This window comes from Streptomyces sp. HUAS TT11, assembly GCF_051553595.1.
In the GTDB taxonomy this organism is placed as follows: Bacteria; Actinomycetota; Actinomycetes; order Streptomycetales; family Streptomycetaceae; genus Streptomyces.
Genome location: NZ_CP196184.1, coordinates 8,677,620 through 8,696,460, shown reverse-complemented (window position 1 = coordinate 8,696,460; position 18,841 = coordinate 8,677,620). Strand labels below are relative to the sequence as shown.

The 18,841-nt window shown below is 69.8% G+C and carries 16 protein-coding genes; 11 read left to right on the top strand and 5 right to left on the bottom strand.

The annotated features are described in order from the left end of the window. The first annotated feature begins 4 nt into the window (after positions 1-4). Positions 5-430 carry a MerR family transcriptional regulator gene (locus ACSHXN_RS39105; protein WP_355133774.1) on the top strand — a complete coding sequence of 142 codons (426 nt, stop codon included), beginning with the start codon at positions 5-7 and terminating at the stop codon, positions 428-430. A gap of 108 nt (positions 431-538) precedes the next feature. Here the strand turns inward: ACSHXN_RS39105 and ACSHXN_RS39100 are convergent, their stop codons facing one another. The 3 genes from ACSHXN_RS39100 to ACSHXN_RS39090 form a co-directional block, all read right to left on the bottom strand. After that, positions 539-2,650: a SpoIIE family protein phosphatase gene (locus ACSHXN_RS39100; RefSeq protein WP_383353348.1), complete on the bottom strand. Its 2,112-nt coding sequence runs from the start codon at positions 2,648-2,650 to the stop codon at positions 539-541. Between the two features lie 599 nt (positions 2,651-3,249). Then, complete coding sequence (locus tag ACSHXN_RS39095; protein WP_355133778.1) at positions 3,250-3,417, bottom strand: hypothetical protein; 168 nt, start codon at positions 3,415-3,417, stop codon at positions 3,250-3,252. A 161-nt stretch (positions 3,418-3,578) separates the two neighbouring features. After that, positions 3,579-5,012, bottom strand: a complete 1,434-nt coding sequence (locus tag ACSHXN_RS39090; protein ID WP_438305707.1) for an aldehyde dehydrogenase — start codon at positions 5,010-5,012, stop codon at positions 3,579-3,581. Between the two features lie 181 nt (positions 5,013-5,193). Here ACSHXN_RS39090 and ACSHXN_RS39085 point away from each other — a divergent pair, with 181 nt between their 5' ends. From ACSHXN_RS39085 to ACSHXN_RS39050, 8 genes are all read left to right on the top strand, one after another. After that, complete coding sequence (locus tag ACSHXN_RS39085; protein ID WP_438305705.1) at positions 5,194-5,748, top strand: TetR family transcriptional regulator; 555 nt, start codon at positions 5,194-5,196, stop codon at positions 5,746-5,748. 30 nt (positions 5,749-5,778) lie between these two features. Next, complete coding sequence (locus ACSHXN_RS39080) at positions 5,779-6,444, top strand: epimerase (RefSeq protein WP_438305703.1); 666 nt, start codon at positions 5,779-5,781, stop codon at positions 6,442-6,444. 86 nt (positions 6,445-6,530) lie between these two features. Next, positions 6,531-7,970 carry a class I adenylate-forming enzyme family protein gene (locus ACSHXN_RS39075; protein ID WP_438305701.1) on the top strand — a complete coding sequence of 480 codons (1,440 nt, stop codon included), beginning with the start codon at positions 6,531-6,533 and terminating at the stop codon, positions 7,968-7,970. Next, the gene (locus ACSHXN_RS39070) at positions 7,967-8,575 is read left to right on the top strand and encodes a TetR/AcrR family transcriptional regulator (RefSeq protein WP_355133788.1); all 609 of its coding nucleotides are present in this window, start codon (positions 7,967-7,969) and stop codon (positions 8,573-8,575) included. Before ACSHXN_RS39075 ends, ACSHXN_RS39070 begins: the two co-directional genes overlap by 4 nt. Positions 8,576-8,845: 270 nt before the next feature. Continuing rightward, positions 8,846-9,688, top strand: a complete 843-nt coding sequence (locus tag ACSHXN_RS39065) for an alpha/beta fold hydrolase (protein ID WP_355133790.1) — start codon at positions 8,846-8,848, stop codon at positions 9,686-9,688. 16 nt (positions 9,689-9,704) lie between these two features. Continuing rightward, the gene (locus tag ACSHXN_RS39060; protein WP_355133792.1) at positions 9,705-10,961 is read left to right on the top strand and encodes an esterase/lipase family protein; all 1,257 of its coding nucleotides are present in this window, start codon (positions 9,705-9,707) and stop codon (positions 10,959-10,961) included. A 13-nt stretch (positions 10,962-10,974) separates the two neighbouring features. Beyond that, positions 10,975-12,018, top strand: coding sequence for an alpha/beta fold hydrolase (locus tag ACSHXN_RS39055; RefSeq protein WP_361157542.1), 1,044 nt, complete (start codon positions 10,975-10,977; stop codon positions 12,016-12,018). Positions 12,019-12,197: 179 nt separating this feature from the next. Continuing rightward, entirely contained in the window at positions 12,198-13,400 is a 1,203-nt protein-coding gene (locus ACSHXN_RS39050) for an MFS transporter (RefSeq protein ID WP_438306532.1), read from the top strand. Between the two features lie 116 nt (positions 13,401-13,516). On the opposite strand, the gene ACSHXN_RS39045 is transcribed toward ACSHXN_RS39050, so the two are convergent. Then, on the bottom strand, positions 13,517-14,368 hold the full coding sequence (locus ACSHXN_RS39045; RefSeq protein WP_438305698.1) for an ABC transporter permease: 852 nt from the start codon (positions 14,366-14,368) through the stop codon (positions 13,517-13,519). Next, entirely contained in the window at positions 14,365-15,351 is a 987-nt protein-coding gene (locus ACSHXN_RS39040) for an ATP-binding cassette domain-containing protein (protein ID WP_355133798.1), read from the bottom strand. The genes ACSHXN_RS39045 and ACSHXN_RS39040 overlap by 4 nt, the downstream gene beginning before the upstream one ends. A gap of 383 nt (positions 15,352-15,734) precedes the next feature. Between ACSHXN_RS39040 and ACSHXN_RS39035 the strand changes: the two genes are divergently transcribed. Together ACSHXN_RS39035 and ACSHXN_RS39030 are read left to right on the top strand one after the other, a co-directional pair. After that, positions 15,735-16,478 (top strand): beta-phosphoglucomutase family hydrolase, encoded by a 744-nt coding sequence (locus ACSHXN_RS39035; RefSeq protein WP_383353361.1) that lies wholly within the window; start codon positions 15,735-15,737, stop codon positions 16,476-16,478. After that, positions 16,475-18,820 carry a glycoside hydrolase family 65 protein gene (locus ACSHXN_RS39030; protein ID WP_355133802.1) on the top strand — a complete coding sequence of 782 codons (2,346 nt, stop codon included), beginning with the start codon at positions 16,475-16,477 and terminating at the stop codon, positions 18,818-18,820. The genes ACSHXN_RS39035 and ACSHXN_RS39030 overlap by 4 nt, the downstream gene beginning before the upstream one ends. The last annotated feature ends 21 nt before the right edge of the window (positions 18,821-18,841 follow it).

Genomic DNA, 18,841 nt, shown 5'->3' with positions numbered 1-18,841 from the left:
TGTGATGGACAAGCCGTTGCTGGACATCTCCGAAGTGGCCCGTCGGTCCGGGCTGGCGCCCTCGGCGCTGCGGTTCTACGAGCGGAAGGGCCTGATCGCCGCTGCGGGACGCAACGGCCTTCGCCGTACGTATCACCCGGAAGTGCTGCAGCAGTTGGGGCTGATCACGTGTGCGCGAGGCGCCGGCTTCTCGGTGGCCGAGATCGGCCGGTTCCTGGTGGCGCGGCCGTCGGACGCGCACCTGCGTGACCGTATGGCGGCCAAGGCCCGTGATCTCGACGAGCGGATCGTCCGGCTGACACGGTTGCGCGACAGCCTCCGGCATGCGGCCGTCTGCGAGCACGAGCCGATCGTCGACTGTCCCGACTTCAAGCGGGCCGTCGGCAACGTGTCCGCACCGGCGACCGAGTCGGCCCCGTCCCGGTGTTGACACCGCACAGGAGACGGAAGCCTCGGTGACGCGCCCGGCCGGACGGTCGCGGACGAGGCACCGCGCATCCGCCGCTGGGACGCAGGGCGTTCCCTGGCACGAACCCGGTCAGGTGGAGGGCGCTTCCGGGCCGTGTGACGGCTGACCCGGTACCGGCCCGGCCTGAGCGATGAGGAGAGCCACGTCATCGTGGTCGTCCGGATGCCGGAGCGCCTGCAGAAGCCAGTCGCAGGTCTCCCCCATCGCCCGGCGCGGGCCGTCGAGGGTGTGGACCAGAGTGTCGAGACGCTCGTCGATGGGGTCGTGCCGGGTCTCGACGAGTCCGTCGGTGTAGAGGACGAGCCGGTCGCCGGGGTTCAGTGCGAACGTCGTGGTGTCGAACGGGACTCCGCCGACGCCGAGCGGCGCCCCGGTGGGCAGGTCGAGCAGTTCGGGACGGTGGCCGTCGCGGATGAGAACGGGCGGCATGTGTCCGGCGTTGGCGATGCGGCATTCACCACGGTGCGGGTCGTAGACCGCGTAGATGCAGGTGGCGTACTGCTCGAGGCCGCGCGTGGTCTTGTCGAGGTGCTGGAGGACCTCGTCCGGGGTCAGGTTGAGGTCGGCCAGTGTGCCGGTAGCGGTCCGCAGGCGGCCCATGTTCGCTGCCGCGTCGATTCCGTTGCCCATGACGTCGCCGATCACCAGGGCGGTCTTGTCGTCGGCCAGGGGTATGACGTCGTACCAGTCTCCGCCGACCTCGGCGGACGCTCCGGCGGGCTGGTAGTGGGAGACGACCTCCAGTCCGACGAGCTGTGGCGGATGCCCCGGCAGCAGGCTGCGCTGGAGGGTTTCGGCGGCGTTGCGGACGTTCTGGTGCCAGCGTGCGTTGTCGATGGCGACGGCGGCGCGTGCGGCGATCTCACCGGCGAGGATGGCGTCGTCCTCGTCGAAGGGAAGGGGGTTGCGAGCGCGCAGGAGCTCGAGTGCGCCGAGGACCTCGCTGCCGGCGATCAAGGGCACCGCCAGGTAGGAGTGCAGTCCGGCGCGGGCGAGGGCGGCGGCGCCGTCGTGGCTGCGGGCGATCCGATGGAGGTCGTCTTCATCGACGCAGGGCACGAGAACGGCCTGTCTCGTGTGGACGCACTGGGTGACGAGGCGGTCTTCGCCGTACGTGGTCTGGTCACCTGCCTTCACACCGACGGTGACGTCGGTGGGATAGGCGGTCGCCACCGCCAGTGTGCGAAAAAGCTCCGATCCCTTGTCCTGTGTTCCGTTGCTGCGGCGGAACGCCAGAACGGCGTCAAGGACGTCCACAGCCGCCAGGTCGGCGAGATCGGGGACGGCGACCTCCGCCAGTTCCTGAGCGGTCTTCTCCACTTCCAGCCGTGTACCGACGCGGGCGGACGCGTCGGCGATCAAGGACAGGCGGCGCTGAGCACGCTCCGCCTTGATCGTGGCCCAGTGACGCTCGCTGATGTCGACGATGGCGATCGCCACGCCGATGATGCGTCCGCCGGATCCTTCGAGCCGGTGGAACGACGCCGACCACGCATGATCGTTGTCGGGGTCGGCCGGGGTGCGTCCGACGATGTACTGATCGATCACCGGGGTGCCCGTGCGGAGCACCTGGCGCATCACACGCTCGATGTCATCGACGTCGAAGGACGGCAGGAGCTCGCGGGTACGGTGGCCGATGTGGTCGGCGGCCGGAATCCCGTTGATGCGCTCCAGGGCCGGGTTGACCAGGACGTAGCGGAGTTCGGTGTCCAGGAGGGCGATGCCGATGGGGGCCTGCGACACCAGACGCTCCGACAGGGCCAGGTCGGTCTCGACCTGCTGCAACGTGGTGTGATCGGCGGCGATGCCGAGGGCGTAGATCGCGCCGTTGTCGTCGAGGAGCCGCACATTGCGGAACTCCACCAGGCGCGTGGTGCCGTCCTTGCGGCGGATGGGAAACGCGCCGGCCCAGCTCGCTCCGGTCTCCATCACCTCGGAGAACAGTTTGATCACGAGTTCGATGTGTTCCTCGTGAACCATTATCTGGGCCGCGTACTGCCCCAGAGCCTCTTCTGCGGTGTAACCGAACACCTCTTCGGCCTGCGGGCTCCACAGCACGCACCGCCCTCGATCGTCCAGGACGACTGCGGCCACACTGAGCAGATCGAGAAGCCCTCCCGGCGGCGACGGAACCGCGCGACGGTACCGCTCTTCGTTCTGGCGCCGCTCCTCTGCGCCCATCCGCGAATGCTCCCTCCTGCCGGAGCCCGGGGGCCTCACCTGCTGAGAGTTTCTTCCATGTTGCCCCCCGAATGCTGCGATGACGATCCAGGCATGCGCCTTTCGTACCCCGGACACCCGGCCCCACCTGGGGTCCCGCTCCGATCCACGGTGCCCTGCTCCAGCGGACGGCAGCCGCTCGACCGCGTACCCTTCCGGCCTCGTCCTCCGATCGGCCGGCCGTCTCCGGTTCTCGATCGCGGCCCGGATCGCTTGCACGATCGGATGAAGCAGGGGCCCCGGCAGCATCGCGAGCACGGTGGATGATCCAGCCTCTCACTTCCGCGGACGCGTCGTACAGCCCACTGCGTGCCGCTCCTGCAACAGGCTTCCCCGGGTAGGGCCCGGACGGACGCTCGATGCATACAGAAATTTCGCCGCCGCACCGCCGCACGGAGCCGTCCCCGTCGCCGCATCGTCGGGTCGGGGTCGAGCGGCGCCCTGCGCAGCGCGGTGCCACCCTCGGACTCGGGTGCCGATCAGCGTCGAGCCCCGTCACCGCGCATACGCGTGGCGGCGGGGCTCTGCCGCAGACACCCGTCTGTTGATCAATCAACCGTTCATGCGGGCCCGTCGTCCAGCCTCTCGCCCTCCGCCTGGGACGGCTCGGTCCTGGGCACATCCGGATGCACGGCCGCACGCTCGGCCGGTTCGTCGCGCTCGCCCTCGGCCTGGGACGGGGTGTGGGAGTACAGCGAGGCGTCTTCGTTCGAGGCACCGGTCTTCATGATGGGCCTCCCTAGGTCGTTCACCTCCCATCCTCCTCCCTGCGCCACGGCAGGGCGAGAGCAGCCGCCCGCCGATGCGGTCCGGAAAGCCTCCGGGCAGGCTTGTACCGGCCCACCCCGCGGGACGGCCGCGCGAGCGCCCTGCGGTCGCCGCGCCGACGTCAGAGAGCGATCGACTTGTGCTCGACGTAGTGGGTCAGGCCGACGGCGCCGAACTCACGGCCCACCCCGCTGGCCTTGTAGCCGCCGAACGGGGTGTCGAAGCCGATCGCCGCGCCGTTGACGACGAACGTACCCGTGCGGATGCGGCGGGCGACCGCCAGGCCGCGATCGGTGTCGCGGGTCCACACACCACCGCTCAGCCCGTACGGGGAGTCGTTGGCGATCCGTACGGCGTCGTCCTCGTCCTCGTAGGGGATGACCACGAGCACCGGCCCGAAGATCTCCTCCTGGGCGATGCGCATGGAGTTGTCGACGTCCGCGAAGACGGTGGGCCTGACGTAGTTCCCCTGCTCGAAGCCTTCGGGGGCACCCGGGCCGCCGACGACCGGCCGCGCGCCCTCGTCCAGACCGGACTGGATGTAGTTCTGCACTCGTTCCTTCTGTACGGCGGTGACGAGCGGGCCGACGAAGTTCTCCGGGTCCGCGGGGTCGCCGACGGTGACCTTCTCCGCGGCGGCCGCGATCGCCGAGACGAACTCTTCGTGACGACTGCGGGGCACCAGCAGTCGCGTGTGGGCACCGCACGACTGCCCGTTGTTGACGAACGCCATGAGCGGGGCGGCCTGGGCGACGGCATCGAGGTCGGCGTCCTCCAGGACGATCGAGGCGGACTTTCCGCCCAGTTCCAGACTGACTCGCTTGAGCTGTTCACCGGCGAGCGACGCGATGCGGCGTCCGGCCCGGGTGGAGCCGGTGAAAGCGATCTTGTCGACACCGGGGTGGGTGACCAGGTACTCGCTGGTCTCCCGGTCCGCGGGCAGGATGCTGACGACCCCCTCGGGGAAACCGGCCTCGGAGAACAGCTCCCCCAGCATCAGCCCGTCCAGTGGCGTCTCGGGCGCCACTTTCAGCACGACGGTGCAACCCGCCAGCAGTGCCGGGATCACCTTCGCCAACGCGGACTGGTGGGGTGCGTTCCAGGGGATCACGGCGGCGACGACACCGACGGGCTCGCGCCGCACCATGGTCCTGGCGCCGGTCGGTCCCACCACCTCCTCTTCCCAGCCGAACCGATCGGCGGCGCGCAGATACGCGGCCGTCTGCCCGGCGATCGCGGTCTGCAGGGACTGGGTGAACCAGGCCGGGGTGCCGTTCTCCGCGGTGATCAGTGCGGCGATCTCGCCGGCTCGAGCGGCGTGCAGTTCGTCGAAGCGGGCCACCAGTGCGCGGCGATCCTCGGGCCGCATGGTCGGCCACGGGCCCTTGTCGAACGCCTTGCGCGCCGCCGCGACCGCTGCGTCGATGTCGGCGGGAGCCGCTTGGGCGGCACGGCCGACCCATGAGTTGTCGTGCGGGGAGCGGATCTCGATCCGCTCGTCGAGAGTGGGGGCGACCCAGCGACCGCCTATGTACAGCTGCTCGTAATTGATCATGGCGCCTTCTGTCGCGCGGCCCAGGAGCTGCGGGCCGGTGGTGCGGATGAAAGAGGGGAAGCGGCGGGGCGACCGGTGTGTGTCGCAGCACCCTGCCAGCAAGTAAGCAGTTACCTACTTACGACGGTAGGACGGGGCGAGCGACTTTGCAAGTGGGTACCTACTTACATAGAGTGCACGCATGGCACGCAACGCAGACGAGACCCGGCGCAAGATCCTGGAGGCAGCCACCGACGAGTTCGCCCGGTTCGGCATCGCCGGCGCCCGGGTCGACCGGATCACCAAGGCCGCCGGGGTCAACAACGCCCTGCTCTACCGGTACTTCGGCAGCAAGGTCGACCTCTTCGACACCGTGTACAGCCGTCTGGTCACCGAGATCGTCAGTGCCGTCCCCCTGGACCCGGCCGACCTCCCGGCCTACGCCGGGCGCCTGTACGACTACTACGAGGCACACCCCGACGTCGTACGGCTGGCCGCCTGGCGGCAACTCGAGCGCCCCGAGCACGCTCTGCCCCAGGTCGTCCACGACGCCCAGAGAGAGAAGGTCGACCTGATCGCCCAGGCACAGCAGGACGGCCTGGTGTCCACGGCGCTGCCCGCCGAGGAACTGCGCGATCTGATGATCCTGCTCTCCCTGAGCAACACCCCGCTCATCCCCGCCGTGGGCTCCGACATCGACCGCGAACGCCGCCGCGCCACCATCGTCGCCACGGCCACCGCGATCCTGCGGGCCTGACTCCCGACTCCCCCTGCATCGGAGCCTCTCGTGAACGTCGTCGTATTCGGCGCGTCCGGCATGGTCGGACACGGCGTGCTGCGCGCCTGCCTGCTGGACCCCTCGGTCACACGTGTCCTGGTGGTGGGCCGTAGCCCACTCGGCATCAGCCACCCCAAACTGCAGGAGATCGTCCACCACGACTTCACCGACCTGTCCGCCCTCGCGGAGCGACTGACCGGGCTGGACGCGTGCTTCTACTGCCTCGGCATCACCTCCGCCGGCCGCAGCGAAGCCGCGTACACCCGCATCACCTACGACTTCACTCTCTCCGCCGCCCTCGTCCTCTCCGCGAACAACCCCGGACTGACCTTCACCTACGTCTCCGGCGAAGGCACCGACAGCAGCGAGAACGGCCGCACCATGTGGGCCCGCGTCAAGGGCCGCACCGAGAACGCGCTGCTCGCCCTGCCGATGAACGCCTACATGTTCCGTCCGGGATACATCCAGCCCCTGCACGGAGCGGTCTCCAGGACGCGCGTCTACCGCCTCGGTTACGCCCTCACGTCCTGGCTCTACCCGCTGCTGCGCCGTGTCGCCCCGGGCCACACCACGACCACCGATCATCTCGGCCGCGCCATGCTGGCCCTCACCCGTCCGGGCACCACCGCCGGCCGGATCCTCTACAGCCGGGACATCAACCGACTCGGCGCATGAGAAGTACGCCTGCCCCTTGACGCGCCCGGGCAACAGCCCAAATATGACAGGTGATTCACTTCCCACTTCGGCTCCCGGGGGCGCGCATGTCCCATCTGCCCGACCTCTCGGGCCAGTTGCGGCACCACGGAAACTCCGGCCGCACTGCGGTGCGTTGCGGCGACGAAGCGGTCAGCTACCGCGAGCTGGACGCTCACGCCGACGCCTGGGCAACGTGGTTGCGGGAGCGGACCCGGCCCGGTGACCGCGTTGCCACGCTGTGCCGGTCGTCGATCGAGCAGATCGCCCTGCTGTACGGCTGCGCCCGTGCCGGCCGGGTGCTCATGCCGCTGTCGTACCGGCTGCGTCCGGCGGAGTTGGCCGCACTGGTCGCCGATGCAACGCCCGCACTGCTGTTGCACGACGCAGGGCATGGCGGCCTCGCGGCCGACACGGTGCGCCGGTGCGCACATCGGCCGGTCCTGTTGCCGCTGGTTCAGCCCCACGGTGCCGCAGAAGAAGCCGGCGACGTCGATCCGGACGCCGCTGTCCTCCTGATCCACACCTCCGGGTCGAGCGGCCGGGCGCGGGGCGTGCCGCTGAGCCAGCGCATGTGCGTCGCCACCGGCGAAGCGCTCGACGGTGTGGCCGCGCTCGGGCCGCACGACGTGGTGGTGCAGCTGCTGCCGCAGCACCACACCGGCGGCTGGACCGTGCTGCCGCTGCTCGCGCTGGCGCGGGGCGCCACCCTGGTCGTCGAGCCGGAGTTCGACGCGGACCGGGCGCTGCGCCGACTCGCCGATGCCACCGTCACGATGGCGGTGCCCACGATGTACCGCATGATGGCCGACAGCGCCTCCTTCGGCACGGCCGATCTGTCGTCGCTCCGGCTGGCCGTCTGTGGCGGTGCCGCGCTCCCCGGGCGGCTGGCGCGCATCTGGTGGGAGCGCGGTGTGCCGCTGTGCCAGGGCTACGGGCTGACCGAGGCGGGACCGAACGTGCTGTGCGTACCCCCCGGGTCTGTGGAGTCGTCGGCGGGGTGGACGGGTGTGCCTTACCCGGGTGTCGAGGTGGCGCTCGCGGGCGTGGCCGCCGGACCCGGCACAGGAGAGCTTCTGGTACGGGGGCCGGCCGTGTTCGCCGGATACTGGGGAGGGCCGCCGCACCGCGGATGGCTGCACACCGGCGACCTGGCCGAGCGCGACAAACGCGGCTGGTACCGCATCGTGGGCAGACTGGACGACGGTTACGTCTCCGGCGGGGAGAACGTGACGCCCGCCGAGGTGGAACGTGCCCTGCGCACGCACCCGGCGGTGGTCGACGCCACGGTCGTGGGCATACCGGACGAGCGATGGGGCGAGGTCGGCGTCGCGTTCGTGGTCGTACGGTCCACGGTCGACGAGGAGGGCCTGCGGGCCTGGTGCAGGCAACGCCTGGCCGGTTTCAAGGTGCCGGCCCGGGTGTCCGTCGTAAAGAGCCTGCCGACCACCGGTCTCGGCAAGGTGCGCCGGGACGTGCTGCGCGAGATGGCCAGGGAGGCACGATGAGCACCACGGCCGACCGCAGCCGCCGGCTCGGCGCGAAGGGCAGCCGTACGCGCCAGCGCATCCTCGATGCCGCCGAGGCGGTGTTCGTGGAGCTGGGATACCACGACGCGTCGATCGTGAAGATCACGGAGGCGGCAGGCGTCGCGCAGGGAACGTTCTACATCTACTTCCCCGGCAAGCGGGAGCTGTTCGAGGAACTGGTCGACGACCTCAACCGCCGGGTACGGCAGGCAATGACCACGGCGTCCGAGTCGGGCGGCTCGCGGCTCGCCGCCGAACGGGCCGGATTCGCCGCCTACTTCGCGTTCGTCGCCGAGCATCCCGGGCTCTACCGGATCATGCGGCAGGCAGAGTTCGTGGCACCTCACCAGCTTCGGCAGCACTACGACCGGATCGTCTCCGGGTACACCAAGCGGTTGCGCGCCGCGATGGACTCGGGCGAGATCCCGCCCGGCGAACCGGAATTGATGGCCTGGGCGCTGATGGGCCTCGGCGAGATGGTCGGCATGCGATGGGTGCTCTGGCACGACAACGAGCCCGTGCCCGACAACGTACTGGCCGACACGGCCTCGGTCGTGGCACGGATCCTCGGAGTCCAGGAGTGAGGCCGCCGGACAGGACCGTATACGACCTCACGCCGACCGACCGGCATCACCCCTGTGCACCCTGCGGCACCGATCGGCGTCGAGTGCCGTCCGAGGCGCCGCACACTGCGGCCCGTCATCGAAGATCGTGGAGTTGAACATGCGAACCGATCCCAGCAGTTGGAGCTTCGGCGACCTGCCCGGGGAGTCCCCCGCGACTGCACGCCCGCAATGCCCGGACGCCGTGCACATCAGTGGCACCGGGTACACGCGCGGCGACGGGAGGGCCCGATGACCGCGTACCGGCGGATGTCCGTGCCACTGGCGGACGGTGAGCTGACCGCCGGGGTGTGGGGCAGCGGCAACCGGGCCGTGCTGGCCGTCCATGGGGTCACCTCCTCGCACCAGGCCTGGCGGCTCGTGGCCGAGCGACTGCCCGAGGACACCCTGCTGATCGCGCCGGACCTCCGGGGTCGGGGTGACAGCGCCGCATTGCCCGGCCCGTACGGGATGGCGCGGCACGCCGACGACTGTGCGGCGGTGCTGGACGCCCTGGGATGCGCCGACGCGATCGTCGCCGGGCACTCGATGGGGGGCTTCGTCGCGCTGGTGCTCGCCGACCGCCATCCGCAACGGGTGCAGCGGCTGATTCTCGTGGACGGCGGCCCGCCGCTGCCACTGCCGCCGGGCGAGACGCCCGAGGAGCAACTCGCCGCCGTCATCGGTCCCGCCGCCGCACGGCTGACCATGCGCTTCCACGACCGCGAGGCCTACCGCGACCACTGGCGCGCGCACCCGGCATTCGCCGACTGGTCACCGGCCGTGGAGGCCTACGTGGACTACGACCTGACGGGCGAGCCGGGCGACCTGCGCAGCAAGGCCTCGGCCGACGCGGTCAGGGACGACTCGGTCGACCTGCACACCGGCGGCGCCGCTGCCGGGGCATGGTCCCGGCTGCGGCACGAAGTGCAGTTTCTGCGCGCCGAGTTCGGGATGCTGGGTGCCCTGCCGGCCCTCTACCCGGACCCGGCGCCCATCGCAGCCCGGATGCCGGTGCGCACCGTCGACGGCAGCAACCACTACACGATCCTGCTCGGTACGGACGGCGCCGACTCGGTCGCCGCAACCCTGTAGCCAGAAAGGCATCTGCATGCGTATGCGTCGCTTATGGATGGTCATGGTCGCGGCGGTGCTCGGCGCCCTGATGGCACCGGCCCCCGCCCACGCGGCGGCACCCTCCTACCTCTCCCTGGAAGCCACCTACTCCAGCGCCGCCAACGGCTGGTCCACGGTGGAGCGTTACCTGGACACCACGCCCGGCTTCACCCAGGAGAGCTACCCGCCGGACGGCCGCGGTGACCAGGACGGGCAGCGTCTGACGTACTTCGGCAACGTCAAACGCCCGTTCTCCGGGCGGTTCCTGCTGTACCACGCACCCGGCTGGAACACGAACCCGAAGGCCACACCCGTGCTGCTGGTGCACGGTGCCAACGACAACCCGGACCGGGCGTGGGCCGATCCCGGCGAGTCCGGCGGTTTCGGCTGCGGCGCCCTGAGCTGCCCGAGTACCGGAATGGTGCAGTACCTCTCCCACGCCGGGTACCGGGTGTTCGCCATCGGGTTCGCGCACAAGGAGGGCGACAACCTGATGCAGGCCCAGGAGGTCGGCGACGCGGTCGCGATCATCAAGGCCAAACTGGGTGTGTCCAGCGTCGATCTCGTCGGCTGGAGCAAGGGCGAGATGTCCGCCCGGATGTACGTGTCGTCGGTCAAGCCCAGCTGGGGTCGGGCCTACGCCGGTGACGTACGCAAGCTCATCACGCTCGGCGGCCCCAACGCGGGCTACGACTACCCCTTCGCGCACGGCTGGGCGCACGACCTCTCGATCTGGCCGGAGTGCGGCGGCAGTGTCAACTCCCCGGCACCGCACACATACATGACGTGCTACGGCGTCTACGCCCGCCATCCGGAGTTCTCCTTCGTGCCGAGCGGAGGGTACGACTGCTATCCGGGGCAGCGGCAGATGCTGGCACGCTTCGACGGCACCTACGGCATCGACCAGACACAACAGGACTGGTACACCACGTACTACGGCGGCCAGGGCTTCTACACCTCCGGTCCCGGCATCCAGGCCGCGATCGACGCCGGCTCACTGATCTCGCGGATCCAGCAGGCGGGAGTCCCGGCATCGGTGCAGACGTATCTGCTGGCCGGGGGATCCCCCACGGTCGTCGGTATCTACAACGAGAACCGCGGCCCCAGCGACGGCGTGGTGTTCCAAAGCAGCGCGCTGTCCAGGACGGGCATCGGCACGGTGGCCGGCACCGCACTGGTGGCCGGCGCCAACCATCTCGAGCTCGGCTGGTACCCCGCCGTCGAGTCACAGGTCGCAAGCTGGCTCGGCTGAGAGAGGAACCACCATGACCACCCTGCTGCCCGGCGTGAGCGCACGCCGGATCGCCACCAAGAGACTGACCGTCAATGTGCTGGAGGTGGACGGACGAACCGGCGCCCCGGTCGTGTTCGTCCACGGCAATGTGTCCTCGAGCCTGTTCTGGCAGACGACGATGCTCGCCCTGCCGGACGGCTTCCGCCCGCTGGCGCTGGATCTGCGCGGCTTCGGTGCCACCGACCCCGAACCGGTGGACGCCACCCGCGGATTGTCCGACTACACCGACGACCTCGCCGCACTGGTGTCCGCGATGGACATCGCCCCCGCTCACCTGGTCGGCTGGAGCATGGGTGGTGGTGTGCTGCTGCAGTACCTGCTGGACGAGCCGACGGCGATCGCCTCACTGACCCTGGTGAACCCGGTCTCGCCGTTCGGCTTCGGCGGCACCCGCGGCGTCGAAGGCGAACTGAGCCACCCGAGCGGCGCCGGCTCCGGCGCGGGCGGTGCGAACCCGGACTTCATACAGCGGCTGGCCGCCGGCGACACCGGGGAGGAGTCCCCTCTGTCCCCGCGCCAGGTCCTGCTCGCGCACTACGTCAAACCGCCCTTCGTACCGGAGCACCTGGACACGCTGGTCGCCTCCATGCTGTCCACCCGCACCGGGGACGACCACTACCCGGGCACCGTCTCCACCACGGACGCATGGCCCGGCATCGCACCCGGAGACCGGGGCGTGCTGAACACCATGGCGCCGGTGCACTTCCGGATCCCCGATCTGTCCTCGGTCGGTCCCAAGCCACCCGTGCTCTGGCTTCGCGGCGCCGACGACGTCATCGTCTCGGACACCTCGCTGTACGACCTGGCCTATCTGGGGTCGATCGGTGCGGTGCCCGGCTGGCCGGGTGCGGAGGTGTCCCCGCCGCAGCCGATGGTGTCGCAGACCCGCGCGGTCCTGGACACCTACGGCAACTACCGTGAGGTGGTGATCCCCGACTCCGGCCACGGTCCGCATCTGGACCAGCCGGAAGCCTTCCGCGCCGCACTCGTCGAGCATCTCGAGGCGGCCGGCTGACGACCTGTACCGCGCCCAGGAGGACGGTCCCTCACGCCCGGCGCAAAGACGACCGCACACGATGGGGTGCCGCACAACAAAATCTGCCGAGCCCCGGTCCCTCACCGGACCGGGGCACGGCCGTACGGGCGACCTCGCCTGCCGCACCGTCGCGGACAGCTGTGGTGAGATGAGATGTGATCACCCGTGACACCCCACACAGGTCACGAGCCCCCCGGCCGGGGTACGTGGCCGCGGCGGGCGTCTTCGCCGTGGGCATGATGGGCACCACCCTGCCGACACCGCTGTACGGCTTGTACCGCGATGAGCTCGGGTTCTCCGAACTGATCGTGACCGTGGTGTTCGCCGTCTACGCCCTGGGCGTGATCAGCGCCCTGCTGTTCGCCGGCGACCTCTCCGACGTGGTGGGGCGACGCCCCGTCCTCTTCTTCGCGATCGGCCTGTCAGCGCTCAGCGCGGTGTGCTTCCTGTTCGAGACCGGTCTGCCGCTGCTGTACGTCGGCCGGGTCCTGTCCGGTTTCTCAGCAGGCCTGTTCAGCGGCACCGGCACCGCCGCCGTCCTCGAACTCGCCCCCGAGGAACGGAGCGCCCGCGCCGGATTCGCGGCGACCGCCGCCAACATGGGCGGCCTCGGCCTGGGCCCCCTCGTGTCCGGCATCCTCGCCGAGTACACCCCCTGGCCGCTCACGCTGCCCTTCATCGTCCATCTGGCGCTGCTGGCGGTGGCGTTCGTGATGACCCACCTGCTCCCCGAGACGGTGCACCGCAGCGGCCCCCGACCCCCGCTGCGGCCACAGGGTATGAAGATCCCGCCCGAGGTGCGTGGTGTTTTCGCGCCCTGCGCTCTCACGGCTTTCGCCGGCTTCGCCGTACTCGGCCTGTTCACGGCGGTCGCCCCGGACTTCCTCGCCCGGACACTCGGCGAACACAATCTGGCGGTGGTCGGGGCCGTCGTCTTCTCCCTGTTCTGCGCCTCCACGAGCGGACAACTGCTCATGACACGTGTGGGCACCCGCAACGCCCTTCCGTTGGGATGCCTCATCCTCGTCGTAGGCCTGTTCCTGGTGGGGGCCTCCCTGCTGTCCAAGTCGCTGGCGGTGCTCGTCGTGGGGGCCGTCATCGGGGGCGTGGGACAGGGCATGGCGTTCCGGGCGGGCCTGACCGCGGTGAGCTCCGCGGCCCCGGACATGCACCGTGGTGCCACCATCTCCGCGTTCTTCGTCGTCGCCTACGTGGGGATCTCACTTCCCGTCGTCGGAGTCGGTGCCCTGACCAAGGCGTTGGGAGTGGCGAACGCCGGCCTGGTGCTCGCGGGGTGCGTGATCCTGCTCGTCGCTGCGGTGGGCGCACGCTTGCGGCGGCGGCCGCCGGCAGTCGTGTGAGCGTGACGACGTCCTGGCACCGGCGGTGACCCTTCTCGGGTGCATGCCGCAGCGCGCCGTCCACGCCCCCGATGCCAAGCCCGAGACGTCCGCCGCGAATCCGCTCGCGGGACGGGCTACTTGCGGTTGTACAGCCGCATCGTGACCGGACCGAAGACCAGCAGGAACAGCCCGGCCCAGCCCAGCGACCAGGCGACCTCGTCCGCCGGCCAGTCCCCCGCCATCAGTCCGCGCACAGCAGCAGCCAGATGGGTGATCGGGCTGTTGTTGACGAAGGCCTGCAGCCAGCCCGGCATGGTCTTCGGGTCGACGAAGACGTTGGACAGGAAGGTGAGCGGGAAGATCACCATCATGCTCACGCTCATCACCGACTTCTCGGTGCGCAGCATCAGCCCGAACATGGTCCAGATCCAGGAGAAGGCGAAGGAGGAGACGAGCAGCAGCGCGATCCCGGCGAGCACGCCCCCGATGCCGCCGTCGGGCCGGTAGCCGAGAGCCAGGCCGACGGTGAGCATGACGGCGGACGCGATCGTGTAGCGCAGGGCGTCGCCGAGCAGATAGCCGACCATCGCTGACGGACGCCAGATCGGCAGTGAGCGGAATCGGTCGAAGACACCCTTCTCGATGTCGATGTTCACGGAGACTCCCGTGTACATCGTGATCATCACGACGGACATCACCAGGATGCCCGGCAGTACGAACTGGATGTACTCACCGGGCGACCCCGCCAGCGCACCGCCGAAGAGGTAGGTGAACATCAGCAGGTTCATGATCGGGAACGCGGTGACATCGAAGAGCTGTTCGGGCACGTGCTTGATCTTGAGGATCGCACGCCATCCGAACGTCAGCGAGGTCGACAGGGAACCGGGCCGTGGGGGCCGCTCCTTGGTGACCAGCAGGGCGGCCAGTGACTCCGTCCTGACCGGGGCGAGTTCCTTGCCGTCCTCGGTACTCGTGGCCGTGGTCATGCCGCCACCTCGTCCTTTGTGTCGTGCCCGGTCAGGGCGAGGAACACCTCGTCCAGGCTGGGCTGCCCCAGGGAGAAGTTGTCGACGGTGATGCCGGCCCTGGACAGTTCCGCCAGGGCCCGGGCGGCTTGGTCGGCCGCACCGTCACCGGGCTCCGCGGCCAGGCGGGCGGTCAGCGCCACCGGGTCGGGCTCCAGTTGCACCTCGGCTGCCAGCACTGTCCGCAGCACCTGGTGCGCCTCGGCCCGCTGGTCCGGGTCCCGCAGCCGCAGATGCACGGACCCGGCTCCCACGGACGCCTTCAGTTCGCCCTTGGTGCCCTCGGCGATGACCCTGCCCTTGTCGATGACGGCGATCCGCGACGCCAACTGATCGGCCTCGTCCAGGTACTGAGTGGTGAGCAGTACGGTCGTGCCCTGGGCGACGACCGCGCGCACGATGTCCCAGACCTGGTTGCGGCTCCGTGGATCGAGACCCGTCGTCGGCTCGTCGAGGAAGAGGAGGTCGGGCGTGCTCAGGATGGACGCGGCGATGTCGATGCGGCGCCGCATGCCTCCCGAGTAGTGCTTGACCTGTTTCGCGGCAGCGTCCGTGAGCCCGAAGGTCTCCAGCAGCTGATCCGCACGGTTTCGTGCGGCCTTCTTCCCGTGTCCGAGGAGGCGGCCCAGCAGGACCAGGTTCTCGGTGCCGGTGAGGTCCTCGTCCACCGATGCGTACTGCCCGGTGAGGCTCACCCGGCCGCGTACCTCGTCGGCCTCGCGCACGACGTCGTGGCCGAACACATGGGCTTCACCGCCGTCCGGCCTGAGGAGGGTGGCGAGCATCTTGACCGTGGTGGTCTTGCCCGCCCCGTTCGGGCCGAGGACTCCGTAGACCGTGCCGGCGGGGACGGCGAGGTCCACTCCGTCCACGGCTCGGGTCTCACCGAACGTCTTCACCAGGCCTGCGGTCTCCACCGCCAGGCCGGATGCCTGCGTGCTCATGCTTGGGTCCTTCCGTGCGCTTGGGCTACGCATGGGGAGACCTTTACCTTCGCCCAAACTCATCGCTGCCGCACAGGTTTTTTCGATGACTCGGCCGAACGGGTGACGACCCGCGCTTGCCGCACCGGGGCGAACCGATACGCACACACGCTCCCGCGGCGCTTCTGGGACGCGCGCGAGAACACCGTCGGCGGGCGTGCGGTACCGAGGGCGCGGCCACCGCCTCACCCGATCGGCCCGTCCGGCGGACCCGCCGCGGCGCGTGATCGATCGCCGTACGTGCCGCTGCGACCGGCGGGAGCGGACCGTGCGCAGGCCGCTGCGACCGTACCGTCAGACGACTGGCGGGAATGGAGCAGCAGCGGAACGGGCAACCATAAAACATGACAAACCTGGGCCTTCCGGATGCCGTGCGCGCATGCCTGTTCGACCTGGACGGGGTGTTGACCAAGACCGCAGTGGTGCACGCCGCAGCCTGGCAGGAGACCTTCGACGACTTCCTCCGGCGCCGGGAGGGCCCGGGATTCCGGCCCTTCGATCCGGTCGCCGACTACGACGAGTACGTCGACGGGCGTCCACGCTCCGACGGGATCAGGTCCTTCCTGGCCTCGCGCGGCATCGAGCTCCCCGAGGGGGCGGAAGACGACCCTCCGGAACGGGACACGGTGCACGGTCTGGGCTCCCGCAAGAACGGCCTGCTGCTGGAGAAGATCCACACACAGGGCGTCGAGGCCTACACGGGCTCCGTCCGTTACGTGGAAGCGGTCCGCGCGGCCGGTCTCGCCACGGCCGTCGTCTCCTCCAGCGCCAACTGCCGCGACATCCTTGTGTCGGTGGGCATCGAGGACCGGTTCGACGTCCGGATCGACGGAGTGGTCGCCGCCGAGCGCAGGCTCCCCGGCAAGCCTCATCCGGACACCTTCCTGGCCGCCGCCCACGATCTCGGCGTCGAACCGGCCGCCGCGGCCGTCTTCGAGGACGCCCTGGCCGGCATGGACGCCGGCCGGGCGGGCCACTTCGCCTACGTCGTGGGCGTCGACCGAGTCGGCCAGGCGGACGCCCTGCGCCGACACGGCGCCGACACCGTGGTCGACGATCTGGCCGAACTGCTCGGGGAGCGCCCGTGATCAGCCATCCGGCGTACAGCGTCGAGCCCTGGTGCGTGCGGGAGACCGGCCTGCACTGGGACGTCCTGGCCCAGAGCGAATCCGTGTTCGCCCTTTCCAACGGACACATCGGCTGGCGGGGCAACCTCGAGGAGGGCGAGCCGCACGGACTGCCCGGCTGCTACCTCAACGGCGTCCACGAAGTGCATCCGCTCCCCTACGCCGAAGCCGGATACGGCTACCCCGAGTCCGGCCAGACGGTCATCAACGTCACCAACGGCAAGCTCGTCCGGCTTCTGGTCGACGACGAGCAGTTCGACCTGCGCTACGGCCGCCTGCTCTCACACGAACGCATGCTCGATCTACGAGCGGGGGTCCTGCACCGGGTGTGCGAGTGGGCCTCGCCCGCAGGCAAGAGGATCCGCCTGCGCTCCTCCCGCCTGGTCTCCTTCACCCATCGTGCCGTCGCCGCCATCGCCTACGAGGTGGAGCCGCTGGACGAGGAGGTCCGACTCGTGGTCCAGTCCGAACTCGTCGCGAACGAGCCCCTGCCGCACCCGGAGGGCGATCCGCGGGTCGCGGCAGCCCTCGAATGCCCCCTGCGGAGCGAGGAGCACTACAACAACGGGCCCCGGCTGCGCCTGATCCACCAGACCGAGCGCAGCGGTCTGCGCGTCGCCGCGGCCGCCGACCACAACGTCCAGGGCCCGGAGCCCATCGAGTCGGCCGGCGAAAGCTCCGACGACGTCGCCCGGTTCACCATCATCACCGACCTCAAGCCCGGGGAGACGCTCCGGCTGGAAAAGATGGTCTCCTACGGCTGGTCCCAGATCCGCTCGGTGCCCTCGCTGCGGGATCAGGTGGAAGCCGCGCTCGCCGGCGCCCGCAGCGTCGGCTGGCAGGGCCTGCTCGACCAGCAGCGCGCCTTCCTCGACGAGTTCTGGGAGCACGCCGATGTCGAGGTCGACGGCGATCCGCAGATCCAGCAGGCGGTCCGGTTCGCGCTCTTCCACGTCCTGCAGGCGGCCGCCCGGGCCGAGCAGCGGGCGATCCCTGCCAAGGGCCTGACCGGTTCGGGGTACGACGGGCACTCCTTCTGGGACACGGAGACCTTCGTCCTTCCCGTGCTCACCTTCACGCACCCCCGCAGCGTCACGGCGGCGTTGCAGTGGCGCCAGGACACCCTGCCCACGGCCCGCGCCCGGGCCCGCCAGCTGGGCCTGCCGGGCGCCGCCTTCCCCTGGCGCACCATCGACGGGGCGGAGTGCTCGGGCTACTGGCTGGCCGGAGCCGCCGCCGTCCACATCAACGCCGACATCGCCCATGCCGTGCTGCGCTATGTCGCGGTCTCCGGCGACAGGGACTTCGAGCGCGAGACAGGCGTGGAACTGCTGGTCGAGACCGCCAGGCTGTGGACCGGCCTCGGCTATCACGACTCCCAGGGCCACTTCCACATCGACGGCGTCACCGGCCCTGACGAATACAGCGCGCTGTCGGACGACAATGTCTTCACCAACCTCATGGCCCAGGCCAATCTGCGGGCCGCCGCCGACTCCGCCGAACGGCATCCCGTGAAGGCAGACGAACTCGGCGTCGACGTGGAGGAGATCACCGCCTGGCGCGAAGCGGCCAAGGCCATGGCCGTGCCCTACAACAGCGCACTCGGCATTCACGAGCAGGCAGCCGGCTTCACCCGTCACGAGCCGTGGGACTTCTCCCGCACCCGCCCCGAGGACTACCCGCTCATGCTGCACTACCCGTACAGCGAGCTGTACCGCAAGCAAGTGATCAAACAAGCGGACCTCGTGCTGGCGATGTACCTGCGCGGCGACGCCTTCGACGACGCCCACAAGGCGCGGAACTTCGCCTACTACGAGCCGCTGACCGTGCGGGACTCCTCGCTGTCGGCGTGCATCCAGGCGGTCATCGCCGCCGAGGTGGGCCATCTGCGCCTGGCCTACGACTACCTGTGCGAGGCGGCGCTGATGGACCTGGACGACCTGGAGAAGAACACCCGCGACGGCCTGCACATCGCCTCACTGGCGGGTTCCTGGATCGCGCTGGTCTCCGGGTTCGGCGGCATGCGCCACCACTACGAGTCCCTGTACTTCTCGCCCCGGCTGCCCGAGGCACTCGACCGGCTCGCCTTCTCCGTCAACGTCCGCGGGCGGTGCCTGCGTGTCGAGATCACGAAGTCCGAGGCCACGTACACCCTCGTGGGCGGGGAATCCCTTCGGATCACTCACCACGGGGAGTCGGTGGACCTGACTCCCGACTCCCCGCAGGTCCGGCCGATCAAGGCGACGGCCCCCTTGCCGGAACCCTCACAACCCCCTGGTCGCCGCCCCGAGCGCGCCGAGTGAGCGGGTGACGCGGAAGCAGGG